This is a genomic window from Helicobacter sp., from assembly GCF_014799995.1.
Lineage (GTDB): Bacteria > Campylobacterota > Campylobacteria > Campylobacterales > Helicobacteraceae > Helicobacter_D.
In genome coordinates this window covers 1-15,098 of the sequence record NZ_JAAVGY010000053.1, presented here as the reverse complement: position 1 = coordinate 15,098, position 15,098 = coordinate 1, and the positions used below count along the sequence as shown (strand labels likewise).

Below are 15,098 nucleotides of genomic sequence, written 5' to 3'. Positions count from 1 at the left end.
TTGGCAAAACCCTAAAACTTAAATGCAAAATTATAAAGCATAAGACTTGCTCTCTGTCAAGAGAATTTATAATTTCGCAATACAGGATTCTATGCGTTTGAAGCCCTCATCTATCTCTTCTTTTGTAATTGTGAGGCTTGGTAAGAATCGTGCAGTATTTTTTCCGCTTTTTAACACCAAGACACCCTCTTCAAAGGCGACATTTAAGAATTTTGTCAAGGTGTCTAAATCTCTCACTCTAAGCCCGCGCATAAGCCCTAAACCTACTTCTTCTGTGAAAATTTCTGAATGGGATTTTTGCAGACTTTGGAGTTTTTGGGTAAAGTATGCAATCGTCTCCTCTAACTTCCCGCTTTGTTTTTGTGCCGATAGAATCTCTAGTACTTCTAGTGCCGCCCGCGTGGCTAGGAAGTTTCCACCAAAGGTGCTTCCGTGGTCGCTTGGAGCAAAAATATCTTTGAGATTCGTCATCACCGCACCAATAGGCACACCACCGGCTAGCCCTTTTGCCGTAGTAATTACATCGGGCGTGATTCCATATACTTGTGAGGCAAACAGCTCGCCACTGCGATAAACACCTGTTTGCACTTCATCAATCATTAGCAAAATATTCTTTTCTTTCAGAATTTTGGCGAGTTTTTGCACTTCTTGCTTATCAAAAGGCGTGATTCCACCCTCGCCTTGCACAAGCTCCAAGAGCACCGCGCAAGTTACACTGCTAATTTTGTTTGGCACATCGTCTAAATCCTTTGCATAAACGAATCCATCGGGAAATGGTCCGAAGTATTGGTGCATTTTGCTTTGCGCAGTTGCCTTGAGGGTGCTAATCGTGCGCCCGTGAAAAGAGGAATCTAATGTGATGACTTGATAACGTTTGAGTTCGCCATTTTCTTCACCAAATTTTCTCGCAATCTTGAGCGCGCCCTCGTTTGCCTCTGCGCCAGAATTTGCAAAAAATACGCGCATATCATATCCGCTAAGTTCTACGAGTTTCTTTGCAAGCAGGGCTTGTGGCTCAATCAAATAAAGATTGGAAGTGTGGATTAGGTTTTTTGCTTGTTCATAGATTGCTTGGGCTAGACGCTCATTGCCGTGTCCCACACTACATACGGCGATTCCAGAGCCAAAATCAATGTATTCTTTATCGTTCGCATCATAGAGTCTCGCGCCTTTTCCTCTGACAAAATGTGTCCAATTGCGCGCATAAGTATGCAATACGAAATCCAAATCCATTTGTTTTAGGGTTTCTTGTTTCATTGTTTGCCTTGATTTGAGAAGTTTTAAGAATTTTAAAACAAGAAAAGTAAAAATAATCTTATAAAAATTTGTTATAATTTGCAACATTTATAGAATCTTATCATTATCCAAACGCGTTATAATTTTGATTCATTTTAAAGTCGCTTGCACGATACAAGGAATATTCAATGGAAAAATTTAAAGAAATAGATTTTGTTTTTTCTACTTTAAGTGAATTGCTAGATGAGGTCGCCCCAAGAATTAAACCTATTTTTGTTGCATTAAAGGATAATCCAAGCTTTTTGTTTAAAGAAGAATCTGATTTGCTACAAGAGCTTGGCTCGCAAGAAATCTCTAATCTCATCAAGGCTTTCACGCTTTATCACTTGCTTTTAAATATCATTGACGAACGTTATCATCTAAGCTTGCGACAGAGTGAGGGGCAAATTATCAGTGCGATTAAGGAACTAAAGGCGCAACAATACGATGCAGAGGATATTCAAGCAGTCTTGAAAAAGATTCAGTTTTATCCCGTTTTCACCGCACACCCCACAGAATCCTTGCGTAGAACATTCCTAGAGAGTTACCACGATATGTATGATGATTTGGATTCGTGGTTTAAGTTTGGACAAACAAGCGCGAAAGAGCATTTGAAATATCGCTTAAATCTGCTTTGGCATAGCCATATCGTGCGCAATGAAAAAATTGAAGTGCTTTTTGAGCTAGATAATTTGCTGTATTTTATGGAAAGCTCTATTTTGCGAAGTGGGGCGCATATTCTACAAGAAATACAAGACGCATTGGAGTTTCTAGGCACGAGGGATTGCGCGCTTAAAAAGTCTCCTATCTTGCTTGGAAGTTGGATTGGTGGCGATAGAGACGGCAATCCTTATGTAACCAATCGTGTAATGATTGAAGTGATGAAGCATCAGCACCAGACCATCATTCGCCAATACCTCAAATCCATTGATAGGCTAATCCGAGAGCTTTCTATCGCACAAGAATATGCCAATCCAAGCGAAGCATTGCTAGAAAGTTTGGAGAGGGACAAGGACTACCTAGACACGATAGCAAAGAAACTTTTTTTGCAAGAACCTTTCCGCGCCAAGCTAACTTGTATGCGTCAAAAACTTCAAAACCGAATCCTAATGCTCAATCTATCCCAAAGTGCCCTTGAGGGTAACAAACTCTACACCTATGAAAATTCCAAAGAATTTATCCAAGATATTGAGATGATGATAGAATCGCTAGATAAACGAAGCGGCACTTATTTAAGAGAGTTAAAAAACCTCGCCTTGCTTGCGGGATTCCATTTAATGCGGCTTGACTTTCGCCAACATCGTGAGGTGTTTTGGCAAGCTCTTGCAGAGATTTTTGCTACTTTGGGTTACATTGAGGGGGATTTGTTGCTTTTACCAGAGAGCGAGCAAACAAGGATTTTAAATGCTGCTTTAAGTGCGCCTTTGGTGGATTTGAATGCGCTTTATGGAAAATTCAGTGAATCCACGCAAGAGACTTTGCTTAGTTTTGTGCATTTCAAATGGGCAAAAGACAGAATCAGCGATAATATCATTGATTCTTGTATTATTTCTATGTGTCAAAGTGCGAATGATTTGCTTTGTGTATTGTGGTTTGCGAAACAAAGTGGATTGTGGTGCAAAGGCAAAAAAACGCGTATTTCTATCTCGCCACTCTTTGAAACTATTGAGGATTTGGAGGCTGCACCTAAAATCTTGCACGCACTTTGTGCCAATCCGCATTATGCCGAATATCTACAATCCCGCAAGAATCGTCAAGAAATTATGATTGGCTATTCGGATTCTAGTAAAGATGGCGGAATCTTTGCCAGTAATTATTCTTTGCGCAAGGCGATAGGGAATCTCATAATGCTTGAAGAAGAATTGAAAGTGAAGTTTAGATTGTTTCACGGACGCGGAGGAAGCGTCAGTCGTGGAGGAGGTGCGCTAGAAGATGCCTTGTTATCTTCTTTGCCTAGTAGCGTTGCGGGGTTTTTAAAAACCACAGAACAAGGCGAAATGATTAGTTACAAATATCTCAACCCCAAAAAGGCAGAATCTAGTCTCTCAAGTGCGCTAGCAACTTTGCTTAAAAAATCAGTCTATGATAAATTTGGGACGGACTTTAACGCAAACGATTCTAGCTTTGAAAGTATCTTGCAGACGATTAGCACAGAATCCTATAAAGCCTATCGTAAGCTTGTGTATGACACGCAAGGGTTCATTGAGTATTTTAAATCTGCTACCCCGATTTACTTTATCTCACAATTAAACATTGGCTCGCGTCCCTCCAAGCGCAAAGACACGCAAAATGTAGAGGATTTGCGCGCGATTCCTTGGGTGTTTGCTTGGACACAGAATCGCGCAATTATTCCCGCGTGGTATGGTTTGGGAAGTGGTTTAGAGGCGGCATATAAAGAATGTGGAGACAAAGAAATTTTAAAGAAATGCTATCAAGAGAATTTGTTTTTTAAAACCACGATTGATAACATCTCCCAAGCCTTTTTAAAGGTGGATTTGGAGATTGCGAAGCATTACAATGATTTTGTAGAAGAGGAGAGCCTGCGTCAGAGAATTTGGCAAATGATAGAGAGCGAATATCATCTCACATTGCATTGGCTGCTCTATGTCCGAGAGGAAGAATCCCTGCTCGCAAGTGAAAAGCTAGTCCAAGAGTCTATTTTGCTTCGCAAGCCTTTCTTGACAAGCCTTAGCTTTTTCCAACTCTATTTAATGAAAGCCTACAAAAATGCGCAGTATGCCGAGCAAAAAGAGAGAATCGCAAAACAAATCGTTACTACGATTGTTGGAATCGCACAGGGTGTGAGGAATACAGGGTAAATCGTTAGGGTTGTGATTCGCAATCTTAAGGGTGTTTGAAAGAATATCGCAAAAATCTTGTTATAATTTCTCTCAAATTCAATAGAAGGTATTGACTTGTTTCACCTTTCCTCTCGCCGCTACACAGGAGCAAAAACGAAACTTTTAGAATCCATTGATGAAAGCATTTTAAAGACTTTTAATTATAAAGATAAACGCAATCTTAGCTTTTTTGATGTGTTTTGCGGCACAGGGGTGGTGAGTGAATATTTTGCTAAAAAGCCACAATTTAGCCATTGTATCCTCAATGACTTTTTGTATTCCAATTTTGTGATTTATCAAGGATTCTTTGCGCAAGATTTCTTTGATTTTAAAAAACTAGAATCCTTAAAGCAAGAGTTTGCAAACTTGCAAGCCAAAAATATCAAAGAAAATTATTACTCCAAAGCTTTTGGGGATAAGTTTTTTAGCCAAAACGATAGCAAAATCATAGGTTATTTGCGTGATACATTGGATAGGTTTTTAGAGTTAAAAGTTATCAACAAACAAGAATTTTACATACTTTTAGCAAGCTTGTTATATAGTGCAGATAGAATCGCAAATACGGTAGGGCATTATGATGCGTATCGCAAAAATATTCCCTTGCAAGATAGGTTTGTGTATGAGTTGATAGAGCCTATTAAACTTACAACAACCCTAGAAATTTATAAAGAGGATTCTAACCTCTTAGCAAAGCAGCTTTTAGAGCAAAAAAGACATATAGACATAGCCTTTATTGACCCACCTTATAATTCAAGACAATATTCACGATTCTACCATTTACTTGAGAATTTAAGCCAAAATAAGAAACCAAAGCTTTATGGAGTTGCCCTAAAGCCAAAGCCAGAGAATCTAAGTAAATATTGCAATGTTGGAGCAAAAGAGGTTTTTAAGGATTTGATAACTTCCTTAGCAAAGATATGCAAAGTATTGGTGGTGAGTTATAATAATACTTATAGCGCAAACTCCAGAAGCAATGCAAGGCTAAAACAAGATGAAATAAAAGAAATTTTAGAATCTATTGGCAAAGTGCAAATGTTTGAATATAATTTTAAGCCTTTTAGTAGTGGGAAAAGCAATCTATCAAATCACAAAGAGAGAGTTTTTGTATGTCAAGTATTAACCAAGTAAGGTTCAACCAAGAGGAAAAATTTATCTCAAGTCCGCTAAATTATGTTGGTGGCAAATATAAACTCTTATCACAATTACTTCCACTTTTTCCTAAAGATATAAGTGTTGCTTTGGATTTATTTTGTGGAGGAGCAAATGTAGGTATAAATCTTGAAGCTCAAAATATTATTCTTAACGATTCTTTAACGGAGTTAATGCAGTTTTATCAAGCCCTGCAAAATGAAAATCTACAAACGATTTTTGATACAATTTGGCATATCGTTGATACTTTTAATCTCTCAAATACTGCAAAATATGGTTATGGATTCTATAAATGCGATAGTGCTAAAGGTTTATCAAGCTATAATAAAGAACATTTTTTAGCACTAAGAAATCATTATAATCAAACGAAAAACCCTTTTGATTTATTTGTTTTAATCGTTTTTGCTTTCAATAATCAAATTAGATTCAATTCCAAAAGAGAGTTTAATTTGCCTTGCGGAAAACGAGATTTTAATAAAAATATGCAGGAAAAATTAAGGCAATTTATCCTTAATCTACAAAATAAAAAGATTAAAATTTCAAATAAAGACTTTAGGAAATTTCCTTTAGATATTTTAGATTCTAAAAGTTTTGTTTATATTGACCCCCCTTATTTTTTAGCCACTGCTCCTTATAATGAAAACAATGCTTGGGGATTGCAAGACGAATTAGATTTATTAGAGTTTTTAAGGCTTTTAGATTCTAAAAATATTCGTTTTGCTTTTTCGAATGTTCTTTTTCATAAAAATAAAGAGCATTCTATCTTAAAGGATTGGTTGCAAAAAAACCCTAGATTTAAGGTGTATTTTTTAGATTTTTCTTACAAAAATTGCAATTATCAAACAAAAAGGGCAGATTCTAAGGAATTGTTGGTTACAAATTATTAAAGGACAACTATGCAATATGATTATTTCGGTAATACAAGCTTAAGGGTTAAAGGTTTGCTTTACAACTTTGAAAGCCAATTACTTTTATTTGAGGAGCTTTTTAAAAGTGCAGATGAAACAGATAGTTGGGTTAATGATTCCGAATTGCAACTGCGGTATTTAGAGCTTTTAGAACAACACAATCTTTTAGAATCCAAGAACAAAACCGCACATCTAGGCACAAAAGATGCGAGGGTAAAATCTGCTCCACTAGAAGATTACAATCTTATCAAGCGCAAAGAGAAGCAAATCACAGCACAAGGCTACGAATTGCTATATCTTATCAAAAATCAAAGTTATAGAATAGATAATGAATTTTTACAAATTGATTTAATTTCTTTATTTTTTCTCAAAGCAACATTGAATTTTTCAAAAAGCCATTCTTTATTGCAAAAGTATTTAGAAATTTTTAGGGCATTTGGCGGAAGTCTAACGCTTGATATTTTTATGTTGTTACCGCTTGTAAATAATTTTAGAGATACACAAGTTTTTATTCAATGCATCAAGGATAAAACCATTATTGCAAGTGTTTTAAATTATACACCCTATTCACAACTTTATGAGTTTTTAGTCGATTTGCAATCTAGTAACTTAAATACTGACTATTTTAAAACCGCAAAAGGAGAAAAAACTGCTTTAAGCATTATCAAAACATTGCAAGAAGTCTTTTTATCCTTTAGAGATTCTAACAATTTTCAAGATTTAGAAAAATTATTTAATGCAAATGAATATGCAGATTTTAAAAAGCTTTATTTGCCTTATCTTACGAGACAGGGCAAAAAAGAGGATAAAATCAAAGATTTAGCAAAGTTTTGTGAGGGAAGTTTAGAGGAATTTGGAGAAAGATTTTTTAGATTTATTTTTGAAGCAAGAATATGGGCAAATTTATATGATTATTTGGACTTGAATCGCAGATATTTGAATCTCACAGGTATTTTTGAGTTTGATAAGGATAAAGTAAGCGTCAATGCGATTTTTGCAACTATCCTAAAGCATTCAAAATATAATGAAATTTTAGAAAAAATAGCCATAACTCCCATTTCACAGAATCTTTTAAGCGAATATTTTAATGATGAAGAATTTAAAAAATCTTTTAAGATATTAGGAATCTCACAGCCACAAGAGATAAAAACTTATAGGCAAAATTTGGACAAACAAAGGCTTAATGTTTTATTGCAAACACAATTTAAAAAAGAGCATATTATTGAGATTGTAAAACTTTTTAGCGATAGAAGCAATGATTCTAAAATTTTAGAAAAAGTAACCACAGAAGCTAAAATTCCTACAATTTTTGAATATATTATTGCTATTGCTTGGTGTTATATTGACAATAATAACATTGAAAGAATCTTGGAAGCTGGGTTAAGTTTGGATTCTAATCTTTTACCAAAATCCCACGCAGCAGGAGGAAATGCAGACTTTGTTTATATTTATGATAATCATCATTTGATGATAGAAGCAACACTTACTGAAAAAACCAATCAACGCAGAGCCGAAATGGAAAGCGTTTCAAGACACTTGGGAAATCTTTTGTTGAACTTGGATTTTGCAACACAAGAAAAAACTTATGGGATTTTCATTGCGCCTTATTTGGATAAAAATGTGTTAAATGATTTTAGAAGTCGCCTCAACTGCTATTTTGAAAATGAAAATACACATATCAAAGGAATGAAAATTTTACCTTTAAGCACAGCAGATTTAGTTAAGATTTTGGAATCCAAATTAAGCTATAATGACCTTATGCCCAAATTTCAACAGCTCCTTACCAATAATGAAATATGGGGTAGCAAGTGGTATCAAACACATATTCGGGCAATGATAGATTCTTTGTGATAATTCCTGATATTCCATATACTTTAAAAGATATGTGAAATTTATTAAATTTGATGAGAGATTAGACATCAGAAATTTAGATATTTTTGAGTTTATTAATTGCTTGAAAATATTTTATAAACAAAAACTATCCATTAATGATTCTATTAAATAGAATCTCCCAAAAGCTAAATTTTGGGAGAGTTTGTCTATTGCTACATTCCGAGCATACCATTAAAGTCATTCTCAATTTTGAGAATATCAAGTGCGCCTGCGATTGCCCCGCGATGATGGACGGCGTGGTTAAGAAACGCAAGAATCAAAAAACCACGTGGCTTTTTAAATTCTATGCCCGGAAAGCTTAATGTGGCAATGCTGTCAAAATCCTCAATGGATTGGATTAGTTCAATGACTTTGCTATCCACTTGAGCTTGCAATTTTGCAAATGCGCCTAAGTCATTGAAAATTACACTTTGAAGCTTGCCTTCGGGTGTGAGCACCCCAAAAAACGCGTCTAGCCCATCGAGCTTTTTTGTGGCAAATGAGCTGAAATTTTGGAACACAATAGCGATTGTGCTGCAAAGACTATGTTCTGCCGTTTGCATAATGCTGCCCCAATAGAGCCCGCAATCTTTGTATAATGCGTCTTTGGGTGCGCCTTGCAAAACCGCAAACATGTTTTTGTTTGCAAATTGATTGTATTGTGCCTGAAGCAATAGAGCTGTTTTCATAGATTTTCCTTGTGTTGAGGTTTTTAAATTTGTATTAGAATTTTGGCATACAATATTCTAAAAATCAAGTAGGCATTTTTTTATCATATAGTATTCTTTTTGAAACTATTGTATTATTAAAGGCTTTTGTGCTATTATAATTTGATAAAATGATGAATCTTAAAAGGCAAACAATGCGCGAAAAACCCAATTATCATTCCCCTTGTCCCGTAGAAACCACGCTCAACCTGATTGGCAACAAATGGAAAATCTTGATTATTCGTGATTTATTGCACGGCAAGCAGCGATTTGGAGAGCTTAGGAAGTCCATTAGCGCAAGCAAGAATCAGAGCATTTCGCAAAAGGTTTTGACACAGAATCTCCGCGAATTGGAGGAGGCAAATCTTGTTTATCGCAAAGTCTATGCCGAAGTCCCACCTAAAGTAGAATATAGTCTCACGGAGCTTGGACAGAGTCTAAAAGAGGTGATAGAAAGCCTTGAAAGATGGGGAAAATATTATAAAAATATGTCCTAAATTTCTAAGAATCCCAAGCATTTAATATATTCCTAAAAAATTTTAATAATTTGTCCAAGAAAATGAGCTTTTGTTCGTATCGAACTCAATCAATGTTTTTTTGTCTTGTTCGCTTAGGACAAAATCAAAAACATTGATATTCTGCTGCAAGCGATTCTTCTTAGACGTTTTTGGAATCACGCCGATTCCTTGTTCAATCAGAAAGCGCAAGATGATTTGCGCGGGCGTTTTGTTGTATTTTGCTCCAAGATATTTAAGTGTTTGGTTGTCCAAAATCGAACCTTTGCCCGCGATAAAAGGACTCCATGATTGTAGAAGCGTGTTATGTTTTTTCATCGCCTCTCGCAAGGGTTTTTGTTGCATCAGCAAATGCGTTTCGCATTGATTCACCGCTGGAATCACCTCGCATGATTGCACAAAGTCATTATATGCCCTTGCGCCAAAGTTTGAGATTCCAATGCTTTTTAAGATTCCTTGCTTATAAAAGCTTTCCATTGCCTTATACATCGCCTTAGAATGTGGATAGGGCGAATGAATGAGCAATAAATCAATCGTGTCCATTCCTAGAGTTTTAAGCGATTTTTCAATCGATTTTTTTGTCGCATCTTCGCTTGGCGAATCCAAAAGCTTTGTCTCGACAAAAAACTCTTCGCGTTTGAGCCCGCTTGCACGAATCGCCGCTCCTAGCTCGGCTTCGTTGCCATACATCTGCGCGCTGTCAAAGAGCCGATAGCCAATCTCGATGGCTTCGCTCATTGCCTTTTGCCCGCTTGCACCCGTGAGCGCATACGTCCCAAGCCCCAAAATGGGCATTTGAATGCCATTATTAAGTGTTAGAAATTCCATTTTAACTCCTTGTTTTTCGCTAGCAAGCAGACTTTGGCTCGAAAGCCCTCCAAGCGCAAATAGGCTTGCAACTTTTGCAGATGTTTTGAGAAAATCTCGGCGGTTTTGCATTGTGTTTCCTTTAGTTTGAATGTGGCATTTTGGTGATTGAAATTACAAAATCTTTCTTTTGGTTGCGCAGGGCTTGAATAAATGCTTCTTGGTTGCCCTCAATCGCGCCAAGCTTAATTAAGCCCGGGTAGGGAGGCTGTTTGGCATAGAAGATTCCAACATTGCCCCACGGAGCAAAATAGAAAAAATCTCCGCTTTGCGGGTCATAGTCGCCGCTTTCTTGCGCGCTTAGTTTTTGGGGTAGCGAGGCGATTTTTTCTTTGCCCACATAATCGCTAAAACGCAGCTCCAAAGGCAAGAGATTCCATAAGTCTCGCGCCGCAGCATTCTCTGCCAAAACAAAGATAAAATCGTGATTGTCAAATCGCATTTGCAGTCGCATATTCTCCCCCTCTTTCGCCCAAAGGTTGCAAACAAGCCCCAAAAACAGCAACAAAACAAGGCATTTTGGCTGCCGCATATCGCACTCCTTAAAAACTGAATACGCAATTATAAAGCCTAACAGCTACTCTTTGTCAAGCAATATTTGAGATTCCATTTATTTTTGCGAGAGAATAAGCCCAAGCAGAATCAATACGCCACCGATGATAATCAAGCTATCAAGCCTTTCGCCCAGCGTGAAAACTGCGGTTAGTACGCCAAAAAGCGGAATCGTATAGATATAGGCACTTGCTTGATAGACGCCTAAGATTTTCATCATCACATTCCAGCTTAGATAGCATAGGGCTGACGCAACAAGCCCTAAAAACAAAAGATTGAGCAAATTTTGAATCTCTACAAAGCGGTGCAGTGAGAAGCTTCCCCTCTCTATATTGCCAAAAATAGCAAAGGGCAAGGTAAAGCAAATCCCATAGAAAAATACTTTGCGTGTAATGAGTAGGGGGCTTTGTCCCTTGAAAATGACAAAGACTTTGTCTAGGATAATTGTGTAAAATGACCAAACAATACCGGCTAAAAGACAAAATAAATCACCTATTGGGGATAAGGTGATAGAAAAATCGCCACGAAAAACAACGCAAACAATCCCGATACTTGCTAAAAGGAATCCGAGCAAAAAGTATCGGCTCAAACGCTTATGAAGCACAAAGAATCCTAAGATTCCTGTAAAAATTGGATTGATAGAGACGAGCACAGAGGCATTAGAAGCACTTGTCCAATAAAGTGCGACATTTTCTAATAAAAAATACAAGCAACCTCCCGTGAGCCCTGCAAAAAGAAGCAGAATCTCGGCTTTGATTCCGCGAAACTCTAGGGCTTGGGGTCGCAAGAGTAGGAGAAAGACAAACGCTAATGTGAAGCGAAACAATAGAATCTCGCTCGCCAAAAAGTCCTCCAAAAGCACTTTGGTAGAACTAAAGGTCGCCCCCCAAACTATCATCGTTCCAAGTGCGAGGAGATGACCTAAAAATAGTGTGGGGCGGCTAAAAAACTGCATAGCATAATCCTCTATGTAGAGTAAGAAATCAAATTATAGCTAAAATCCCTTTATCTTAGAACTTATCCCTATGCACCTCGATGAGCCATTTTACCATTTTTGGGTCTTGATGACTAAGAAAGAGGCTTTGCTTATCATCAAGCCCCGCGATGCTTTGCATATCAGAATCGCTAAGAGAAAAATCAAAAACATCAAAGTTTTCTATCATTCTCTCTTTGCGCACGGTCTTTGGAATCGCGATAATCCCTCGTTGAATCTGCCAACGCAAAATGACTTGCGCAATGCTTTTACCATATTTTTTGCCAATCTCCGCAAGTGTCGGGTTGCTAAACATATTGTTTTTGCCCTCGCCAAAAGGCGCCCAACTTTCCATTGCCACGCCATATTCTTGCAGCACCTCCTGCGCCTCAAACTGCGCATAGAACGGGCTGCATTCAATCTGATTCACGGCGGGCTTAATCTCGTTATTTAGGCAAAAATCCACGAGCCTATCGGGGTAGAAATTGCTCACGCCAAGCGCCTTGATACGCCCCTCTTTATAGAGCCTGCTCATCGCGCGCCACGCGCCATAGACATCGTTAAACGGCTGGTGCAAGAGCAGCAAATCCAAATAATCGACTTGCAGCTTTTTGAGGCTCGTTTCAATCGATTTTAGGGCTTTGGATTCCTCGTAATTGTTAATCCAAACTTTGGTCGTGATGAACAGCTCCTCGCGCTTAACGCCCCCGCCAATCGCGGTTTTGACCGCCGCCCCGACTTCGGCTTCGTTGAAATACGCCTGCGCTGTGTCGATGCTGCGGTATCCCACGCTGATGGCTTCTTCGACACATTTTTGTGTGTCTTTTGGCTCAATCTGAAACACTCCATAGCCGAGAATTGGCATTTTGACGCCGTTGTTGAGGGTGATGAACTCCATGTTTGCTCCTTTTGTGTTTGTGTGTTGTGTTGTTGAATCTGCACCGCTAGTGCCCGCCGCCGCGCCCTTTGCGCCCGAATCTTTGGCGGCATTTTTGCTTTGGTTCGAATCGCAACCTTGCAATCCCAAAGCCCCCGATAAGCCTATCATACCGCTTGCAACGCCCAAGATTGCGGTGCTTTGCAATAGCTTGCGTCTTTGTTTGTCCATTGTGCTCCTTTGATTCAAGATGTGATATTATAAGGCATAACACCTAGTGTTTGTCAAGGTGGAAGTAGAAATTTTGTTGTTACGATCAAATAATTATAAAACTATTTTAAATCTTATTCATCAAAAAACAATTTTCTCAATTTGGCTCTATTATTATTTTTTAAAAATTCTATAATTAGTTGCTTTTTATTTTTATTTTTATCTTGTTCTAAAAATTCTTTATATGCTTTGAATAGATTATTTTCAGGTAATATTTCAGCATTAATTACATTTGTATAATGATTAAAAAATTCTTCGCAGAATTTTTTATTTTCATTAAATTCTTTAACAATTTCGTCTATATTAAAATCATTGTAACGTTCAATTGTTGGGGACAAAAATGAATTTATTATATTACCGTTATTTATAATCCATTCTCGTAATGTTAATTTTTTGTTCATTATATTTTGTTTCATTTGTTTGTAATATTCTTGTAACTTATTGTCTCCACCTATTATTTGGTCAATATCTGAAGCAATACTTGCCATTTTGAAAATTGCACTATTAGAATATTTTCTGTAAAATGTCGCTCAATATATCGTTTTCGAATCGTTTCTTCTATTTTTAGCTTTTCTCCTGTAATCTTTGTGTATTGCTTAAAGATATTATCATAAAAACTGAAATCCATCCAAGAACCATTGTTTATTTGAAAGCCTTTAATCTTATTTATATATTCTTCTACTTTTTGAATAAAATCAGCATCGTCCATATTTGAAAATAAATATTCATTTGGAAGCACCAATAAAAGTTTTCCGATCGAAGTAAGTAAAACTTTCTGCAAAAATTGCTTAATTATTTTTTTATGTTCTTCTTCTAAATACCTATTATTCTTATAATATTCTAAGCATGGAGTACCATTTTTTGCTCTTTCGTCAAATTCAATCAATAAAATATCCTCATAGAAGATTTCCATTGCTTGTTTGAAAAGCTCCTCTTCATATTTGTCCCTTAATTCATCAAAGCTACAATGTTCATAAAAATACTGCATATTCTCAATGGCGCGCAACAATGATCGCAAATTATTATTAAAATGCTTTTTGAAAATACCTAAAATAAGTTCTTCCAAAAAATTTTTATCTTTATCTTTAAGAAAATCTATATTTTCTATAATATGCTTTGCAACCTCTAATGCTCTTTCTATCTTAAACTCATAATCTATACATCTATCTTTATAAAGAACATAATCTGAATAATCGTTATCCTCATCATTAGCTATTTTCTTTGTGTTATCTTTATCAGTCGTTGATTGTTTGTTATTTTGCAAATTTTCATCATCAGTTTCTAAATTCAAAATCATAACAACCTTACAATCTCTCAAATCTTTCAATTGAGAGATTAAGCCCATAAAATATTTCATTTTAGTTCATCAGATTTACGTTCTATATCATCAAAACATACAATAACATTATTAAAATCTTTTTTCTGCAAGATAGAAAACAGCAATTCGGTTTCAATCGTAATCTGTCCATTGCTTATAAGACTTATTGTTTTTGAAATAACCTTGCTTGCTTTCTTGGCTATTTCATTATGATTCCTGAATAATTGTAACACAATCTCTTCCAATACTTGACTATAATGTTCCTTGCCAAAAAGCGAGATGTAAACAATTCGTTGTTTTGTTGAATTTTCTATGTCTTGTTGGATTTGTTTCCATAGATATGTTTTGCCTATTCCCCATTTGCCTCGAATCGCAATACATAACCCTTTGTTAGATTTAAGCAAGGCATCTTTTATACTATCTTTTATTTTATTTAAACTCATTGAAATTTTCTCCTACATCAAGATTGATATTAATTGACATGAGTTTCTCCTTGTTTTCTATGATTCTAATCTCTTCATCTGTGAGATTATAGAGTTGATACACTAAAGAATCAATTTCAGATTCTAAGGTGCTTGTGTTGGGTATCTTGTCATGTTGAGGCAAAGCCGAAACATCTCTTTTGGATTGTGTATGACGAGATTCTTCACCTGCTAACGCAGGTTCAGAATGATAAAGAGATTCAGAATGACAAGGGGAAAGTTCAGAATGACAATTTGCAAGGGTAGAATCCTCAACCCGAAAATGCGTATATTGAATCTCCATATCAAGGGCGGGCAAGAGATTGTTCAGCTCTTCATAGAATTTCTTCGTGCTTGCGTCATTGCCCTCTCTGTGCTCACAATTCTTAAAAGCCTTTAGAATCGCCTTGTCTTTGGCAAAGGTCGCATAAACTTTAGCGTCTATGATATAAAAATCCTCTGTGTTGGTTAAGACAATATGTGTTAAATTGTTGTTTTTATTTGTGATGGTCTC

Annotated in this window: 14 protein-coding genes and 1 pseudogene; 5 read left to right on the top strand and 10 right to left on the bottom strand. The window is 36.5% G+C overall.

Features of this window, described 5'->3' with window-relative positions; translation table 11 throughout:
- Positions 1–66: 66 nt before the first annotated feature.
- A complete protein-coding gene (locus HDT10_RS08065; RefSeq protein ID WP_290882085.1) occupies positions 67–1,257 on the bottom strand; it encodes an aspartate aminotransferase family protein in 1,191 nt (396 codons plus the stop codon).
- 167 nt (positions 1,258–1,424) lie between these two features.
- Between HDT10_RS08065 and HDT10_RS08060 the strand changes: the two genes are divergently transcribed.
- The 4 genes from HDT10_RS08060 (at position 1,425) to HDT10_RS08045 (ending at position 8,023) form a co-directional block, all read left to right on the top strand.
- Positions 1,425–4,094, top strand: coding sequence for a phosphoenolpyruvate carboxylase (locus HDT10_RS08060; RefSeq protein WP_290882083.1), 2,670 nt, complete (start codon positions 1,425–1,427; stop codon positions 4,092–4,094).
- Positions 4,095–4,184: 90 nt separating this feature from the next.
- Positions 4,185–5,243, top strand: a complete 1,059-nt coding sequence (locus tag HDT10_RS08055) for a DNA adenine methylase (protein WP_290882203.1) — start codon at positions 4,185–4,187, stop codon at positions 5,241–5,243.
- Positions 5,222–6,151: a Dam family site-specific DNA-(adenine-N6)-methyltransferase gene (locus HDT10_RS08050; RefSeq protein WP_290882080.1), complete on the top strand. Its 930-nt coding sequence runs from the start codon at positions 5,222–5,224 to the stop codon at positions 6,149–6,151. Before HDT10_RS08055 ends, HDT10_RS08050 begins: the two co-directional genes overlap by 22 nt.
- Before the next feature lie 9 nt (positions 6,152–6,160).
- Positions 6,161–8,023 (top strand): AlwI family type II restriction endonuclease, encoded by a 1,863-nt coding sequence (locus tag HDT10_RS08045; protein WP_290882077.1) that lies wholly within the window; start codon positions 6,161–6,163, stop codon positions 8,021–8,023.
- Positions 8,024–8,217: 194 nt separating this feature from the next.
- On the opposite strand, the gene HDT10_RS08040 is transcribed toward HDT10_RS08045, so the two are convergent.
- On the bottom strand, positions 8,218–8,733 hold the full coding sequence (locus HDT10_RS08040; protein ID WP_290882074.1) for a DinB family protein: 516 nt from the start codon (positions 8,731–8,733) through the stop codon (positions 8,218–8,220).
- 173 nt (positions 8,734–8,906) lie between these two features.
- Between HDT10_RS08040 and HDT10_RS08035 the strand changes: the two genes are divergently transcribed.
- On the top strand, positions 8,907–9,248 hold the full coding sequence (locus HDT10_RS08035; RefSeq protein WP_290882072.1) for a helix-turn-helix domain-containing protein: 342 nt from the start codon (positions 8,907–8,909) through the stop codon (positions 9,246–9,248).
- A gap of 42 nt (positions 9,249–9,290) precedes the next feature.
- Here the strand turns inward: HDT10_RS08035 and HDT10_RS08030 are convergent, their stop codons facing one another.
- The 8 genes and pseudogenes from HDT10_RS08030 to HDT10_RS07995 all read right to left on the bottom strand — a co-directional run.
- Positions 9,291–10,205: an aldo/keto reductase gene (locus tag HDT10_RS08030; protein ID WP_290882069.1), complete on the bottom strand. Its 915-nt coding sequence runs from the start codon at positions 10,203–10,205 to the stop codon at positions 9,291–9,293.
- A gap of 10 nt (positions 10,206–10,215) precedes the next feature.
- Positions 10,216–10,665 carry a cyclophilin-like fold protein gene (locus HDT10_RS08025; RefSeq protein WP_290882064.1) on the bottom strand — a complete coding sequence of 150 codons (450 nt, stop codon included), beginning with the start codon at positions 10,663–10,665 and terminating at the stop codon, positions 10,216–10,218.
- Positions 10,666–10,743: 78 nt separating this feature from the next.
- Positions 10,744–11,640 (bottom strand): DMT family transporter, encoded by an 897-nt coding sequence (locus tag HDT10_RS08020; protein WP_290882061.1) that lies wholly within the window; start codon positions 11,638–11,640, stop codon positions 10,744–10,746.
- A gap of 55 nt (positions 11,641–11,695) precedes the next feature.
- Positions 11,696–12,556, bottom strand: coding sequence for an aldo/keto reductase (locus HDT10_RS08015; protein ID WP_290882201.1), 861 nt, complete (start codon positions 12,554–12,556; stop codon positions 11,696–11,698).
- Positions 12,557–12,879: 323 nt separating this feature from the next.
- The gene (locus tag HDT10_RS08010) at positions 12,880–13,293 is read right to left on the bottom strand and encodes a hypothetical protein (protein WP_290882059.1); all 414 of its coding nucleotides are present in this window, start codon (positions 13,291–13,293) and stop codon (positions 12,880–12,882) included.
- Positions 13,260–14,162 carry a hypothetical protein gene (locus HDT10_RS08005; protein ID WP_290882056.1) on the bottom strand — a complete coding sequence of 301 codons (903 nt, stop codon included), beginning with the start codon at positions 14,160–14,162 and terminating at the stop codon, positions 13,260–13,262. The genes HDT10_RS08010 and HDT10_RS08005 overlap by 34 nt, the downstream gene beginning before the upstream one ends.
- On the bottom strand, positions 14,159–14,566 hold the full coding sequence (locus HDT10_RS08000; RefSeq protein WP_290882054.1) for a P-loop NTPase fold protein: 408 nt from the start codon (positions 14,564–14,566) through the stop codon (positions 14,159–14,161). The genes HDT10_RS08005 and HDT10_RS08000 overlap by 4 nt, the downstream gene beginning before the upstream one ends.
- Positions 14,553–15,098 (bottom strand): annotated as a pseudogene (locus HDT10_RS07995) (hypothetical protein); the annotation flags it as partial. The gene HDT10_RS08000 and the pseudogene HDT10_RS07995, both read right to left, overlap by 14 nt.

Excerpts from the sequence above, each read along its gene's own strand:
- HDT10_RS08000 (WP_290882054.1), bottom strand. The coding sequence starts at position 14,566 with ATGAGTTTAAATAAAATAAAAGATAGTATAAAAGATGCCTTGCTTAAA.
- HDT10_RS08020 (WP_290882061.1), bottom strand. The coding sequence starts at position 11,640 with ATGCAGTTTTTTAGCCGCCCCACACTATTTTTAGGTCATCTCCTCGCA.
- HDT10_RS08010 (WP_290882059.1), bottom strand. The coding sequence starts at position 13,293 with ATGGCAAGTATTGCTTCAGATATTGACCAAATAATAGGTGGAGACAAT.
- HDT10_RS08030 (WP_290882069.1), bottom strand. The coding sequence starts at position 10,205 with ATGCAAAACCGCCGAGATTTTCTCAAAACATCTGCAAAAGTTGCAAGC.
- HDT10_RS08040 (WP_290882074.1), bottom strand. The coding sequence starts at position 8,733 with ATGAAAACAGCTCTATTGCTTCAGGCACAATACAATCAATTTGCAAAC.
- HDT10_RS08050 (WP_290882080.1), top strand. The coding sequence starts at position 5,222 with ATGTCAAGTATTAACCAAGTAAGGTTCAACCAAGAGGAAAAATTTATC.
- HDT10_RS08015 (WP_290882201.1), bottom strand. The coding sequence starts at position 12,556 with ATGGAGTTCATCACCCTCAACAACGGCGTCAAAATGCCAATTCTCGGC.
- HDT10_RS08035 (WP_290882072.1), top strand. The coding sequence starts at position 8,907 with ATGCGCGAAAAACCCAATTATCATTCCCCTTGTCCCGTAGAAACCACG.
- HDT10_RS08060 (WP_290882083.1), top strand. The coding sequence starts at position 1,425 with ATGGAAAAATTTAAAGAAATAGATTTTGTTTTTTCTACTTTAAGTGAA.
- HDT10_RS08025 (WP_290882064.1), bottom strand. The coding sequence starts at position 10,665 with ATGCGGCAGCCAAAATGCCTTGTTTTGTTGCTGTTTTTGGGGCTTGTT.
- HDT10_RS08005 (WP_290882056.1), bottom strand. The coding sequence starts at position 14,162 with ATGAAATATTTTATGGGCTTAATCTCTCAATTGAAAGATTTGAGAGAT.
- HDT10_RS08065 (WP_290882085.1), bottom strand. The coding sequence starts at position 1,257 with ATGAAACAAGAAACCCTAAAACAAATGGATTTGGATTTCGTATTGCAT.
- HDT10_RS08045 (WP_290882077.1), top strand. The coding sequence starts at position 6,161 with ATGCAATATGATTATTTCGGTAATACAAGCTTAAGGGTTAAAGGTTTG.